The sequence below is a fragment of the Caballeronia sp. RCC_10 genome (assembly GCF_041360715.1).
Classification (GTDB): Bacteria; Pseudomonadota; Gammaproteobacteria; order Burkholderiales; family Burkholderiaceae; genus Caballeronia; species Caballeronia grimmiae.
Genome location: NZ_JBFUPT010000003.1, coordinates 323,347 through 335,617, shown reverse-complemented (window position 1 = coordinate 335,617; position 12,271 = coordinate 323,347). Strand labels below are relative to the sequence as shown.

Genomic DNA, 12,271 nt, shown 5'->3' with positions numbered 1-12,271 from the left:
GAACCTCCGGCCATCGCGCTTGCAGTGACCACACTGGAGCCAAGCCCGCGCGGTCAATCAACTCAAGTGAGAGCACCATGAAACGTACTTACCAACCTTCCGTGACGCGCCGCAAGCGCACCCATGGCTTCCGCGTTCGCATGAAGACCGCTGGCGGCCGCAAGGTCATCAACGCTCGCCGCGCGAAGGGCCGCAAGCGCCTGGCAGTCTAATAGAGACGGTGCTGCTCGCAGCCGGGTCGCGTCCGGAACCGGACGCAGCGCAGGATGGCGAGCCGCATGCCGAGCGCCGCACAGAAGTCTTGAAACAGGACATCGTTCAGTTGCCGGCGCACGCCGCGTTCCCCAAGGCCGCAAGGCTGCTGAAAACGGATGAGTTCTCATCCGTTTTTCGTTTGCGCCCCTGGCGGCGCTCGCCGCACTTCGTTCTGTACGGCAAGCCCACGGGCGGCGAGGCGCGGCTGGGTCTCGTCATCGGCAAGAAGCAGGCGCCGCGCGCCGTCACGCGTAACCTGATCAAGCGGCTCGCGCGCGAGGCGTTTCGTCTGCGACGCGAACAGCTGCGCGGATTCGACATTCTCGTGCGGCTGCACGCGAAGATCGACCGCAAGGCGATGCCGAGCGCCAGTTCGCCGCCGCTTCATGCGTTATGCCGCGGGGAACTGGAAGCATTGTTCGACCGTGCGGTGCGCGAAGCCGCGCGCCGTGCGGCGGAATCCGTGGCGGGGCCGCCGAGCGCGTCCGCCGTCGACGACTCATCCGGCCCTTCGGGGTCATGAAGCGCAGGCTTCGTCAGGTCCGGCCGTCACGGCGGACATGATGCGCGGCGCGAAGCTTATGCAAACGGCACTCATCGCGTTGTTGCGCTTCTACAAGGTTGCTGTGAGCCCTCTGCTCGGCAACCGGTGCCGCTTTTACCCTTCCTGTTCCGACTACGCGCGCGAGGCAATCCAGTATCATGGCGCCGCGCGTGGCACGTATCTGGCCGCGAGAAGGCTTTGCCGCTGCCATCCTTTCTCGGCAGGCGGCATCGATCTCGTGCCGCCGCCCGCCGGACGCAACGACTATCCCGACCCGCACGATCCGCCACCGGCTGGCCCCGCGGCTCGGGAACCGGCGGTGGAAGCCGCTCAAAAAAAGCATTCACCACTAAACGGCGCCTGAGGCGCTTATCGATCGACACTGAGACAACGCATGGATATCAAACGCACCGTCCTATGGGTCATCTTCTTCGTGTCAGTTGTCATGCTGTTCGACAACTGGCAGCGCGACCACGGGCGCCCGTCGATGTTCTTCCCGAGCGCGACGCAGCCGGCCAAGACCGCCAGCAATCCGGCACCGGGCTCGGCCACGCCGGGCACGCAGCCGTCCGAACTGCCTAACGCGCCGGCCGGCGCCGCTCCTGGCACGGCAACGCCGCCCGCCACGGCGGCATCGCAACTGGTCAAGTTCACGACCGACGTGTATTCGGGTGAGATCGACACGCGCGGCGGCACGCTGTCGAAGCTGTCGCTCCTGAAGGAAGGCGACGGCAAGCAGCCCGACCTCTACATCACGCTGTTCGATCACACGCCGAACCACACGTATCTCGCGCGCACGGGCTTGCTCGGCGGCGACTTCCCGAATCACAACGATGTCTTCACGCCGGTGCCCGGCCAGACCTCGCTGTCGGGCGATGCCAAGACGCTGACGCTCGCGTTTGAATCGCCGGTGAAGGGTGGCGTGAAGGTCGTGAAGACCTACACGTTCACGCGCGGAAGCTATGTGATCAACGTCGATACGAAGATCGAGAACGTCGGCAGCACGCCGGTCACGCCGAAGCTCTATATGGAGCTGGTGCGCGACAACACGCCGGTGGAAACGCCGCGCTTCTCGCACACGTTCATCGGGCCGGCGGTCTATACGGAAGCGAAGCACTTCCAGAAGATCGACTTCTCCGACATCGACAAAAACAAGGCCGACTTCGTGCCGTCCGCGAACAATGGCTGGATCGCGATGGTGCAGCATTACTTCGCGTCCGCGTGGATTCCGAAGGAAGGCGCGCAGCGCGATATCTACGTGCAGAAGATCGATCCGGTGCTGTACCGCGTCGGCGTGCAGCAGCCGGTGCCGACGATCGCGCCGGGACAGAGCGTGGACGTCGATGCCCGCCTCTTCGCCGGTCCGGAGGAAGAGCGCATGCTGGAAGGCATCGCGCCGGGACTCGAGCTGGTGAAGGACTACGGCATGGTGACGATCATCGCCAAGCCGCTGTTCTGGCTGCTGGAGAAGATTCACAGCTACGTCGGCAACTGGGGCTGGGCGATCGTGCTGCTGACGCTGCTGATCAAGGCGGTGTTCTTCCCGCTGTCGGCGGCGAGCTATAAGTCGATGGCGCGCATGAAGGAAATCACGCCGCGCATGCAGCAGATTCGCGAACGCTTCAAGAGCGATCCGCAGAAGATGAACGCGCAACTGATGGAGCTGTACAAGACGGAGAAGGTGAATCCGTTCGGCGGCTGCCTGCCGGTGGTCGTGCAGATTCCGGTGTTCATTTCGCTGTACTGGGTGCTGCTGTCGTCGGTGGAAATGCGCGGCGCGCCGTGGATCGGCTGGATTCACGATCTGTCGCAGCAAGACCCGTATTTCATCTTGCCGGTGCTGATGGCTGTCTCGATGTTCCTGCAGACGAAGCTGAACCCGACGCCGCCGGACCCCGTCCAGGCCAAGATGATGATGTTCATGCCGATCGCCTTCTCGGTCATGTTCTTCTTCTTCCCGGCGGGTCTCGTGCTGTACTACGTTGTGAACAACGTGCTGTCGATCGCGCAGCAGTACTACATCACGCGGATGATGGGTCAGCGCAAGAAGAAGGCGGCCTGATTCTGCTTTGACTCGAACGTAGAAACGCCCGGCCTGGCCGGGCGTTTTTGCATCTGCGAGTAGGAGATCTATCGCAGCCGACGAAAGCTACCGCTTCATCGCCCCATAAAACTGATCGATGAGTTCCTCGAGCAGATACCGATGATGCGGCGATAGCGCCTCGATCTTCGACGCCAGCTCCAGCGTCTCCTCCGATGCCGGATATTTCTCGTCGCGTGCAAGCGGCTTCGGCGTCGTTTGCGTGCTGCCGCTCGGCGGCGGGCCGTAGTGCAGCCAGTGCAGGTCGACCTTCAGCCAATCTGCGAGCGTCTGCAACTTGTCGACGGTGGGGATCGAACGTCCGGTAAGCCACTTGTGCGCGGTCTGCGGCGAAACCGGGTCGCCCTGAAAACGCAAATTGAACTTGTTCGAGAGATCAGTGGCGCCGCGCATTCTCTCGGGTGAGCGAGCCATCGAGAACTTGAGTCGTTCCGAGAAATCGGCTTTTTCTTGTGGTGTAGGCATGCTTTCGATTGTGCAAGGCAATCGCTGCCATGTAGTCAACCATGCGGGCGATATATGGCGAAGCTCGGACGGTTTTTATCTTATGCACGCGCTGACGAAAGTTGCCTGGAAGCAAGCTTAAGCGGGCGGTAGGCCGCGTGCGGCCTGCCGCTCAGCTTCTCTCGGACTGCTCAATTCGCTCTATTCCGACGCAAACGCGTATCTCATTTAAGATAACGCAAGAATCGTCCTAAAAAGAGGAAGGTGAACCCGCGCGATACAATGCCGGCAGTCCACCATCACGTCCGGCAAGCCACTATGTTGAGCAACGACACCGACCCCATCGTCGCAATCGCCACCGCACCGGGGCGTGGAGGGATCGGCGTCGTGCGGCTGTCGTTCGGGCGGGCGGGGGAAGCTGCCGCCCAGCAAGCGATGCTCGCGCTATGCGGACAGGCACTCGCGCCGCGCCACGCCAGCTATGTGCCGTTCATCGACGGGAACGGAGAAGCGCTCGATCGCGGCATCGCGCTGTACTTCCCGGCGCCGCACTCATACACCGGCGAACACGTGCTGGAATTACAGGGCCACGGCGGCCCGATCGTTTTGCAGCTCGTGCTGCAGCGCGCGATCGAAGCGGGCCGCGGCTTCGGACTTCGGTTCGCGGAGCCGGGCGAATTCACCCGTCGCGCTTTCCTGAATGACAAGCTCGATCTGGCGCAGGCCGAAGCCGTCGCCGATCTGATCGAAGCGAGCACCGAAGCGGCCGCACGCTCGGCCGGCCGGTCGCTCGAAGGCGCGTTCTCGCGCGAGATTCACGCGCTCGTGGAAGACGTCATCACACTGCGGATGCTGGTCGAAGCCACGCTCGACTTCCCTGAAGAGGAAATCGACTTCCTGGAAGCCGCCGACGCACGCGGCAAGCTCGCGCACATCCGGCAGCGGCTCGACGTCGTGCTGAGCGAGGCACGGCAGGGCGCACTGTTGCGCGAAGGCATGTCGGTGGTGCTCGCGGGACAACCGAACGTCGGCAAATCGTCGCTTTTGAATGCGCTCGCGGGCGCGGAACTGGCCATCGTCACGCCGATCGCGGGCACGACGCGCGATAAGGTCGCGCAGACCATCCAGGTCGAAGGCATTCCGCTGCACATCATCGACACGGCCGGGTTGCGCGAGACCGAGGACGAAGTGGAGCGTATCGGCATCGAGCGGACGTGGGGGGAAATCGAACGCGCCGACGTCGTGCTTCATCTGCTCGATGCGCGTGCCGCGATCACGCCCGAAGACAAGGTTATCGCCGCGCGATTTCCCCAGGGCGTGCCGGTCGTGCGCGTGTGGAACAAGACGGACCTCGAAGGCACGCCCGCCGGCGTACGCGAGGGCGGCGACCACGCTCGCGAAATCAACCTGTCGGCGAAGACCGCTGACGGCATCGCGCTGCTGCGAGGCGAGTTGCTGAAGATCGCGGGCTGGCAAGCGGGCGCGGAAAGCGTCTACCTTGCGCGCGAACGCCACTTGATCGCACTGCGGGAGGCGCGCGATCACTTGGCGCTCGCCGCCGGCCACGCGAATCAGCAGTCGCAGGTATTGGACCTTTTTGCCGAAGAACTGCGTCTCGCGCAAGACAGCCTCAACGCGATCACCGGCGAATTCACATCGGACGATCTGCTGGGCGTGATTTTCAGCCGGTTTTGCATCGGCAAGTGATTACGCGCCTTCGGGCTTCCCAAGCGCGCGCAGTTCCGCGCTGAGCTTCTCGACCTCATCCGGCCGTCCGTGGAAAGCGGCCGGCGTGTTCTGGAACATCTCGATGCGATACGCGCCGTCGCAAAGTGACAGCACGAGCGTCTGCATCGCGTTCAGCCGGGTATCGAGCGAGGTTGCACCACGCGGCCACATTCCGGCGACGGCGCGCAGCAGTAGCGTCTGGCCCGCAGCCAGACGCCTCACCTCACGCACCTTCGCGACGAAGACCGGCGTCGGATGCGCGGCGAAGATCGGCGTGAGATGCGCCTCGATGCACGCGCGCCCGTCGATTGCGCTGCCATCGAAGCCGATCAGGCTGCCGCGCTCCGTGAAGCGCGCGGCCATGCTTGCGGCGTCCTGGCGATTCCAGTCGCCGAGCAGGGCAAAGTAAAGTTGCCGGGCGCTCGCGGCCCAGTCGTCGACTTGATTCATGCGGCTTTCTTCCATGCGGCTGCAAAGACGCCCGCTCCCATCAGCAAGGCGCCGCCGGTCCGGTTGACCGCTCGCTGGACGGACGGCTTGCGGATGGCGCGCCGCGCGCCCGATGCGAGAAGCGCGTAACCCAGTGCGTTGGCGGCGGCGAGACCGACGAACGTCGCTTCGAAGATAGCGATTTGCGAGACGCTGGCCGCGTGTGGATCGATGAATTGCGGCACGAACGCGACGAAGAAGATGATGCTCTTCGGGTTGAGCGTGGTCACGGCGTAGGCGTGCGCCATGATGCGCCCGGTGTGCAGGTCGTTGCCGGTCGTGACGGCATCCGGATCGACGGCCGGCGCCCGCCACAGCTTGAAGCCGAGATAGATCAAATACGCCGCGCCGATCCATTTGACGACCGCGAACAGCTCAGCCGATGCCGCGAGCAGCACGCCGAGCCCCAGCATCGACGCGGTCATCGCGGTGAGATCGCCAAGCGCGACGCCCATCGTCGTCGCGAGCGCATATTTGCGGCCGTGACCGAGCGCGTACGATACGACGAGCAGTACGGTCGGTCCGGGAATCGCCACCAGAATCGCCGATGCGATGGCGAACGGCAGCCATTGAGCGAAAGTCATGTTTTCTCCTGAGGTCTCCTGCTAGGAGAGTCGATTTATCCACGAACGGCGACTCATGGCAATAGGCCGTTCGGCCAGCTTGCGCGCGTACGGATGCTCGTCTAGCTGAGTCGTTGCGCCCGAGCGGCGAAGTTAAGTGCGGCGCACAAAATCGTCTGCAGGGGAAAACACCACACAAAACAGCCATTCGAAGTTATTCTTTTTCGAGCGTTAGCATTAAATGGCATTCGGTCATTCGAAGTCCGACACCGAATGACCGGATAAGACATGCGACATTTCGCCGTGTTGCGCTCGCACACAACATATGCTTGCAAGTTTCTCGCGCTCGTCTAGCATCGTTTTTGCGGTCATTCCGCTTTTAAATACGTAGCTAATGTCGATGGTTTCGTTTGGAGGCCGAGTACATGAAGAAATGCGCCAATGCTCTCTTCGTCGCGATGGGCTTGTTTGCTGTCGTTTCCGCCGTGCAAGCCCAGGACAGCGTGGTTCAGGCTCAACAGACGTTCAAGTTCCGGCCTGATTCTTATGGCTGCCTGTCCAAAGACAAATTCGATTCAGCCGACAAGCACGCGAGAGCCGGCGAACATCAACAGATGCAGCAGTTCTTCGAAGGCTACGAGTGCATATCGACTCCGGTTAATTCGCATTTCCGGGTTTTACGCGTCGTCGGCCATGACGTTGAATTCGTCAATGCCGCGAATAACGACACTCAGGGCATGTGGACCGCGGATCGATTCATCGATCAATAAGCGGTTCTAATTCAATCACCGATTAGCCGGCGATCTCGAATCTCGCCGGCTGTCGCGTCGCGCCCGATGCCGGTCGCTCGGGCTTCCATTTCCGCATCGTTTCGCCGCACAATGTCGGACTCGCTTGCGTCCGATGTGCGGTGCCTCGCTCCGCCGTGCCGCTCCCACTCAACTCATTCGCCGGGCGAAAGCACTGGCGTCAATGCTGCATGGCTCTCAAATCCACTATCTATAAGGCCGATCTTCAGATCGCCGACATGGATCGCCATTATTACGGCGATCATTCCCTGACCATCGCGCGTCATCCGTCCGAGACTGACGAACGCATGATGGTGCGTGTCGCGGCGTTCGGCCTGTTCGCGAGCGAGCGGCTCGAATTCTGCAAGGGCCTCTCCGATACCGACGAGCCCGATCTCTGGCAGAAGGATCTCACGGGCCAGATCCAGTTGTGGATCGAAGCCGGTCAACCGGACGAAAGGCGCATCGCGAAGGCGAGCGGGCGCTCGGAGCGCGTGGTGATCATCGCCTATGCGGGCAAGACCGCGGATATCTGGTGGCAAGGCGTGAAGGGCAAGGTCGAGCGCCTGCGCAACGTGACGGTGTGGTCGCTCGCGGATGGCGTCGCGGACGCGCTTGGCAAGCTGGCCGAACGGACGATGCGGCTCCAGCTCATGGTGCAGGACGGAGAGGCATCGTTGGGAAGCGCGACGGTCGATCCGGTCGCTATCCGCTGCAACGTGCTGAAGGCGCCGGAAGCGTGAAGTCAGGCTTCGGGCGGCCCTTTTAGCTCGATCATATTGCCTTCGGGATCGAACACATAGAGCGACGGGCCGAAGCCTTCGGCGCCATAGCGTCGCGCTTGTTCGCCGATGCGCGCGCCGTGTTGCTCGAAGTGAGCGCGCAGGGCGTTGGCGTCGAATGGCTCGACGCGCAGGCACAAATGATCCATGTTGCGGCCGACGCCGGGCTGCCCGTTTTCGGGGCGATCGATTGATGCGCCTTCGGCGAGTAGATCAATCAGCGAACGGCCGGCGCGCATCTGCACGAGGCCGATATCGCGCTGCTCTTTCTCGATGGGGCAGTGAAGGGCAGATTGGTAGAAGCGGATCATGTTGTCGAGATCGATGCAGCGGATCACGACGTGATCGATTTCGCGGATGCTGAAGTGCATGTTGCCCTCGCGCGATGATGGGGAGGCCGCAAATGGAAAGGGCCTGGCGCGAAGCCAAGCCCTTTTGATTCGTGGTGGAGAGGAAGGGGATCGAACCCTCGACCTTCGCATTGCGAACGCGACGCTCTCCCAGCTGAGCTACCCCCCCAACGAAGCGAAATTGTACCACAGCCCCCTGCGCGCCAATCAAGCGCCCAAAGGCCGAAGGCCCACAGAACCACGCTACTTCTGCGGCGCCCCCGCCAGCACCCACGCAACGACGGCCTTCACATCCCCGTCGTTCATCGCGGGATGCGAGGGCATCGGAATCGAACCCCATACGCCCGCGCCGCCGTCCTTCACTTTCTTCGCCAGCTTCGCAGACGCCTGCGCATCGCCTTTGTACTTCTGCGCGACCTGCTGAAACGACGGCCCCACCAGCTTGCGATCCACGGCATGACAGCCCATGCACGCATTGCTGCGCGCAATGGCGATCGCATTTTCAGTCGGCGCCGGAGGATCCGCCGCGAACGCCGACATCGACATCGACACGCCCAAACACGACAACGCCACGACGAGCGCGCCGCTTGCAACCCTTTCTTCAAACATCATCGACACCTATCACTTGCTCGAAGAACCGCCCGGATGCACGTCCGAGTTCTTGACCGGTGCGGGCGATTGCTGATCCAGCGGCCGCGCGGTCACTGACGAATCCGGCACCGTACCCACCGTCGCATCCGTTGAGGACGACGTTGCAGCAGGCGCGCTCGCGCCCGATGCAGCCGCCGCTTCGAGCGCCTTCGCTTCATCCGGCTTGATGTACTGGAAGACCTTCACCACCTGCTCGACGCCCGGCACGCGCGCGGTAACGTCGGCGCCATGCGCGCCCTCATCCTGTGTGACGAGGCCCATCAGATAAACGACGCTGCGCTCGCACACCACCTTGTAGTAGTTCGCCGACAGATCCTTCTCGCCGACCATCGCAGTCTTCACGCGGCCTTCGAGGTACGAATCGTTGGCGCGCGACGAGTACGTGCTCGCCGGCTGCACGGCCAGCTCATTGACGATGCCGCCCACGTTGTTGATATCGCGCACGACGGCTTCAGCCCGCTGCTTCGATGCGTCGTCGGGCACTTCACCCGTCAGCAACACGCGACGGTTGAACACCGTCACGTTGACGTGCGCCTGATCCGACACGTTGTCCTTGATGCGCGAAAGCGCCTTCACCTGAATCTCGCGATCTTCGGTCTGCGCGCCCAGCGTACGGCGATCCGTGGCGATGAGCGTGCCGCCCGCAGCCGCCCCGACGACAGCAAGCGCACAGCCTTGCAGCGTCAGCGCGACGCCGGACAACAGGCTCACCATCAGCGTGGCATTCGCCAGCGCCGCCTTCACGCGTGTCTTCTTCTTCAAATCCGTTCCCCTTTTGAGATTCAGTCTTCGCCCAGCAGCATCGCGTCGATGCCGTCGCACAGGCAATGGATGGTCAGCAGATGGATTTCCTGGATGCGCGCGGTCCGCTCGGACGGCACGCAAATATGAATGTCGGTATCGACGAGCACCTCGGACATCACGCCGCCGCCGTTGCCGGTCAGCGCGATCACGATCATCTCTCGCTCATGCGCTTCCTGAACCGCCGCGAGCACGTTGACCGAATTGCCCGATGTGCTGATCGCCAGCAACACGTCGCCCGCCTGGCCGAGCGCGCGCACCTGGTTCGAGAAGATCTGCTCGAACGCGTAGTCGTTGCCGATGGCGGTCAGTATCGATGAGTCCGTCGTCAGCGCGATGGCCGGCAAGCCCGGACGCTCACGTTCGAACCGGCCGATCAGCGACGAGGCGAAGCGTTGTGCGTCGGCAGCCGAACCGCCATTGCCGCAGACGAGGATCTTCGAACCGTTGGCGAGCGCGCTGAAGAGCGTATCGACCGCGGCCGCGATCGGAACCGCGAGCGAATCCAGTGCTTCGAGTGTGAGCGCGGCGCTGTCGCGGAATTGCTGTTGGATGCGTTCGACTGACATCGACTCTCGGTTAATCGGCCGCGATGCGGCATTCGTTGCATGGGACGAGGACGCGAGGCGCGCGCCCGCATCGAGTGTGCGCAGTTTACCGCATGCACCATGCGGCCGACCGTGGCTCAGGACTCGTCGGCGCGAAAGGCGTCACGCAGCCAGCGGATACGGCCCGCATCGAAAGCGACGACATCGAAGCGGCATGCCGGCAGCGCGCCGCGCCACGTCGTCAGATAGTGCTGCGCGGCACGCACGAGCCGCGTGCGCTTCGTCATACCGACGCTCGCTGCCGCATCCGCGAAGCGCGCGCTCTTGCGCGAACGCACTTCGACGAAGATCAGCGCGCCGCGTTCATCGAGCATCACGAGATCGATCTCGCCGCCGCGGCATCGCACATTGCGCGCAACGAGGCGCATGCGCTGCCGTTGAAGATATTCGAGCGCGCGTACTTCGAACGCATCGCCGAGCGTTTTGGACATGAGCTTCCCGCTAAAGTTGTAACCCGCGCGCGTGGCAGAATGTGGTCCTTTACCCTGCACGTCCGCGCACATGCTTCAGATCTCCGAATTAGCCGACGGGCAGCAGTATCCGACGGGCGCGCTCTATGTCGTCGCGACGCCGATCGGCAATGCCGCCGATATCACCGTGCGCGCGCTCCACGTGCTCGGGCTCGTCGATCGCATCGCCGCCGAAGACACGCGCAACACCGCGCAACTGCTCGCGCGCTACGGCATCGCGAAGCCGCTGATCGCAGTGCACGAGCACAACGAGCGCAGCGCGGCCGAGCGCGTCATCGAGCATTTACGCAGCGGCGAGCGCCTCGCGTGCGTGTCGGATGCGGGCACGCCCGGCATCTCCGATCCGGGCGCGCGCCTCGTCGATGCCGTTCGCGCAGCCGGCTTCCCGGTCATTCCACTGCCGGGCGCAAGCGCGGTCGTCACGGCGTTGAGCGCGGCCGGCGCGTGGGTCGCCGGCTTTACGTTCGTCGGCTTTCTGCCCGCCAAGCCGAAGCAACGCGCGGCGCAGCTTCGGACGCTCGCGAATCATCGGATGGCGCTGGTGTTCTATGAAGCGCCGCATCGCATCGTCGAAACGACGCGCGCGCTCGCAGAAGTGCTCGGCGGCGACCGGCAACTGCTCATCGCACGCGAGTTGACGAAGTTACATGAGAGCCTGCATCGCTGCACCCTGGCCGAAGGGCCAACGTGGCTCGAAGGCGATGCGAACCGTCAGCGCGGCGAATTCGTGCTCGTCGTCGAAGGCGCGCCGGAACTCGAGGAAGCGGACGACGCGCACGATGCGCTGCTCGCCACGTTGCTGGAAGAACTATCGGTGAAGAGCGCGGCGCGCATTGCGTCGACGCTGACGGGAGCGTCGCGCAACATGCTCTACGATCGTGCGTTGCGGCTCAGCAAACAGCGGGAAGAAGAGTAGAAAAGCAAAGGGCTGTCGATGGACGGCCCTTTGCTGTATCGCAGACGGACGGTGAGCGTTCAGTTCACGCTGTCGTCGGCGAGCGATTGGGACTGTTCGCGGGCGGCGCGCGCCTCCTGCTGCGTGAGTCCTTCGATCTTCACCTTCTGCGTTCCGACGCCGCGCATGCCGAGCGCCGACGCGGCCGCATACGACAGATCGATCACGCGATTGCCCACGTACGGACCGCGATCGTTGATCTTGACGACGACGGTCTTGTGATTCGACTCGTTCGTCACCCGCACCCACGACGCCAGCGGCAACGTGCGATGCGCGGCGGTCATCGCGTTCATGTTGAACTTCTCGCCGCTCGCGGTCTTGCGGCCGTGGAACAGCCGGCCATACCACGAAGCCTTGCCCTTTTGCTCGAAATTGCCGACGTCCGGTCCGGCCGTGATCGGCTCGGCGTCCGCCAGCGAACGGCCCTTGTCGGCATCCTGGGCCGGCAGCGCGTTCAGCTTGGAGTCGAAGGCGAGGGGCGTATCGGCGGAGCGGGCATCGCTCGTGCTGAAAGAACCTGCCGTCTGATGATAAGACGATGCGGGCGTCGACGAGGCAACATCGCCCGATCCCGGCGCGGCGCAACCGGCCAGCACGCCAACGGCTAACAGGCTTGCAATATGTCGAATGTATCGAACATCCATAGACGTGTTCCAACGGTAAGTGGCCGCCGCGCCGCGCTGTTGAGCGCGCGCAAGGCAGCCATAGGCTTCGCCGTGCATGACAGCGCGCCGCTCGATCA

17 protein-coding genes and 1 tRNA gene are annotated in these 12,271 nt (G+C 63.2%); 8 read left to right on the top strand and 10 right to left on the bottom strand.

Features of this window, described 5'->3' with window-relative positions; all coding sequences use genetic code 11:
- The first annotated feature begins 77 nt into the window (after window positions 1-77).
- The 4 genes from rpmH to yidC all read left to right on the top strand — a co-directional run bounded on the left by rpmH (window position 78) and on the right by yidC (window position 2,861).
- Complete coding sequence (gene rpmH / locus AB6804_RS09235) at window positions 78-212, top strand: 50S ribosomal protein L34 (RefSeq protein ID WP_006998755.1); 135 nt, start codon at window positions 78-80, stop codon at window positions 210-212.
- An 89-nt stretch (window positions 213-301) separates the two neighbouring features.
- Window positions 302-778 carry a ribonuclease P protein component gene (gene rnpA, locus AB6804_RS09230; RefSeq protein ID WP_370886280.1) on the top strand — a complete coding sequence of 159 codons (477 nt, stop codon included), beginning with the start codon at window positions 302-304 and terminating at the stop codon, window positions 776-778.
- Window positions 779-836: 58 nt separating this feature from the next.
- Window positions 837-1,163 (top strand): membrane protein insertion efficiency factor YidD, encoded by a 327-nt coding sequence (gene yidD / locus AB6804_RS09225; RefSeq protein WP_370886279.1) that lies wholly within the window; start codon window positions 837-839, stop codon window positions 1,161-1,163.
- Between the two features lie 30 nt (window positions 1,164-1,193).
- Window positions 1,194-2,861, top strand: a complete 1,668-nt coding sequence (gene yidC / locus AB6804_RS09220) for a membrane protein insertase YidC (protein ID WP_370886188.1) — start codon at window positions 1,194-1,196, stop codon at window positions 2,859-2,861.
- 87 nt (window positions 2,862-2,948) lie between these two features.
- Here the strand turns inward: yidC and AB6804_RS09215 are convergent, their stop codons facing one another.
- Complete coding sequence (locus AB6804_RS09215) at window positions 2,949-3,365, bottom strand: helix-turn-helix transcriptional regulator (RefSeq protein ID WP_035962002.1); 417 nt, start codon at window positions 3,363-3,365, stop codon at window positions 2,949-2,951.
- 297 nt (window positions 3,366-3,662) lie between these two features.
- On the opposite strand from AB6804_RS09215, the gene mnmE reads away from it, so the two are divergent.
- On the top strand, window positions 3,663-5,051 hold the full coding sequence (mnmE, locus tag AB6804_RS09210) for a tRNA uridine-5-carboxymethylaminomethyl(34) synthesis GTPase MnmE (protein WP_370886187.1): 1,389 nt from the start codon (window positions 3,663-3,665) through the stop codon (window positions 5,049-5,051).
- Here the strand turns inward: mnmE and AB6804_RS09205 are convergent, their stop codons facing one another.
- Together AB6804_RS09205 and AB6804_RS09200 are read right to left on the bottom strand one after the other, a co-directional pair.
- Window positions 5,052-5,522 (bottom strand): SgcJ/EcaC family oxidoreductase, encoded by a 471-nt coding sequence (locus tag AB6804_RS09205; RefSeq protein WP_370886186.1) that lies wholly within the window; start codon window positions 5,520-5,522, stop codon window positions 5,052-5,054.
- Complete coding sequence (locus AB6804_RS09200; RefSeq protein WP_370886185.1) at window positions 5,519-6,145, bottom strand: LysE family translocator; 627 nt, start codon at window positions 6,143-6,145, stop codon at window positions 5,519-5,521. The genes AB6804_RS09205 and AB6804_RS09200 overlap by 4 nt, the downstream gene beginning before the upstream one ends.
- Before the next feature lie 404 nt (window positions 6,146-6,549).
- On the opposite strand from AB6804_RS09200, the gene sap1 reads away from it, so the two are divergent.
- Together sap1 and AB6804_RS09190 are read left to right on the top strand one after the other, a co-directional pair.
- Entirely contained in the window at window positions 6,550-6,894 is a 345-nt protein-coding gene (gene sap1, locus AB6804_RS09195; protein ID WP_370886184.1) for a surface attachment protein Sap1, read from the top strand.
- Window positions 6,895-7,103: 209 nt separating this feature from the next.
- The gene (locus AB6804_RS09190; protein ID WP_370886183.1) at window positions 7,104-7,655 is read left to right on the top strand and encodes a YaeQ family protein; all 552 of its coding nucleotides are present in this window, start codon (window positions 7,104-7,106) and stop codon (window positions 7,653-7,655) included.
- 2 nt (window positions 7,656-7,657) lie between these two features.
- Here AB6804_RS09190 and AB6804_RS09185 read toward each other — a convergent pair whose 3' ends face one another.
- From AB6804_RS09185 to AB6804_RS09160, 6 genes are all read right to left on the bottom strand, one after another.
- Window positions 7,658-8,065 carry a VOC family protein gene (locus tag AB6804_RS09185; RefSeq protein ID WP_370886182.1) on the bottom strand — a complete coding sequence of 136 codons (408 nt, stop codon included), beginning with the start codon at window positions 8,063-8,065 and terminating at the stop codon, window positions 7,658-7,660.
- 72 nt (window positions 8,066-8,137) lie between these two features.
- Window positions 8,138-8,213: transfer RNA gene (locus AB6804_RS09180), tRNA-Ala, on the bottom strand.
- A 74-nt stretch (window positions 8,214-8,287) separates the two neighbouring features.
- The gene (locus tag AB6804_RS09175) at window positions 8,288-8,656 is read right to left on the bottom strand and encodes a c-type cytochrome (RefSeq protein ID WP_370886181.1); all 369 of its coding nucleotides are present in this window, start codon (window positions 8,654-8,656) and stop codon (window positions 8,288-8,290) included.
- 9 nt (window positions 8,657-8,665) lie between these two features.
- Window positions 8,666-9,409, bottom strand: a complete 744-nt coding sequence (locus AB6804_RS09170) for a BON domain-containing protein (RefSeq protein WP_370886278.1) — start codon at window positions 9,407-9,409, stop codon at window positions 8,666-8,668.
- 68 nt (window positions 9,410-9,477) lie between these two features.
- A complete protein-coding gene (locus tag AB6804_RS09165; RefSeq protein WP_370886180.1) occupies window positions 9,478-10,065 on the bottom strand; it encodes a phosphoheptose isomerase in 588 nt (195 codons plus the stop codon).
- A 116-nt stretch (window positions 10,066-10,181) separates the two neighbouring features.
- Window positions 10,182-10,607, bottom strand: a complete 426-nt coding sequence (locus tag AB6804_RS09160; RefSeq protein ID WP_370886179.1) for a YraN family protein — start codon at window positions 10,605-10,607, stop codon at window positions 10,182-10,184.
- Between AB6804_RS09160 and rsmI the strand changes: the two genes are divergently transcribed.
- Window positions 10,606-11,490, top strand: a complete 885-nt coding sequence (rsmI, locus tag AB6804_RS09155; protein WP_370886178.1) for a 16S rRNA (cytidine(1402)-2'-O)-methyltransferase — start codon at window positions 10,606-10,608, stop codon at window positions 11,488-11,490. The genes AB6804_RS09160 and rsmI overlap by 2 nt on opposite strands.
- 59 nt (window positions 11,491-11,549) lie before the next feature.
- On the opposite strand, the gene AB6804_RS09150 is transcribed toward rsmI, so the two are convergent.
- Window positions 11,550-12,173, bottom strand: a complete 624-nt coding sequence (locus AB6804_RS09150) for a septal ring lytic transglycosylase RlpA family protein (protein ID WP_370886177.1) — start codon at window positions 12,171-12,173, stop codon at window positions 11,550-11,552.
- Window positions 12,174-12,271: the final 98 nt, after the last annotated feature.

Coding starts and splice junctions, on each gene's coding strand:
- AB6804_RS09215 (WP_035962002.1), bottom strand. CDS start 3,365: ATGCCTACACCACAAGAAAAAGCCGATTTCTCGGAACGACTCAAGTTC.
- yidD (WP_370886279.1), top strand. CDS start 837: ATGCAAACGGCACTCATCGCGTTGTTGCGCTTCTACAAGGTTGCTGTG.
- AB6804_RS09160 (WP_370886179.1), bottom strand. CDS start 10,607: ATGTGCGCGGACGTGCAGGGTAAAGGACCACATTCTGCCACGCGCGCG.
- AB6804_RS09185 (WP_370886182.1), bottom strand. CDS start 8,065: ATGCACTTCAGCATCCGCGAAATCGATCACGTCGTGATCCGCTGCATC.
- rsmI (WP_370886178.1), top strand. CDS start 10,606: ATGCTTCAGATCTCCGAATTAGCCGACGGGCAGCAGTATCCGACGGGC.
- AB6804_RS09175 (WP_370886181.1), bottom strand. CDS start 8,656: ATGATGTTTGAAGAAAGGGTTGCAAGCGGCGCGCTCGTCGTGGCGTTG.
- mnmE (WP_370886187.1), top strand. CDS start 3,663: ATGTTGAGCAACGACACCGACCCCATCGTCGCAATCGCCACCGCACCG.
- AB6804_RS09170 (WP_370886278.1), bottom strand. CDS start 9,409: ATGGTGAGCCTGTTGTCCGGCGTCGCGCTGACGCTGCAAGGCTGTGCG.
- AB6804_RS09200 (WP_370886185.1), bottom strand. CDS start 6,145: ATGACTTTCGCTCAATGGCTGCCGTTCGCCATCGCATCGGCGATTCTG.
- sap1 (WP_370886184.1), top strand. CDS start 6,550: ATGAAGAAATGCGCCAATGCTCTCTTCGTCGCGATGGGCTTGTTTGCT.
- AB6804_RS09205 (WP_370886186.1), bottom strand. CDS start 5,522: ATGAATCAAGTCGACGACTGGGCCGCGAGCGCCCGGCAACTTTACTTT.
- AB6804_RS09150 (WP_370886177.1), bottom strand. CDS start 12,173: ATGGATGTTCGATACATTCGACATATTGCAAGCCTGTTAGCCGTTGGC.
- AB6804_RS09190 (WP_370886183.1), top strand. CDS start 7,104: ATGGCTCTCAAATCCACTATCTATAAGGCCGATCTTCAGATCGCCGAC.
- rpmH (WP_006998755.1), top strand. CDS start 78: ATGAAACGTACTTACCAACCTTCCGTGACGCGCCGCAAGCGCACCCAT.
- yidC (WP_370886188.1), top strand. CDS start 1,194: ATGGATATCAAACGCACCGTCCTATGGGTCATCTTCTTCGTGTCAGTT.
- AB6804_RS09165 (WP_370886180.1), bottom strand. CDS start 10,065: ATGTCAGTCGAACGCATCCAACAGCAATTCCGCGACAGCGCCGCGCTC.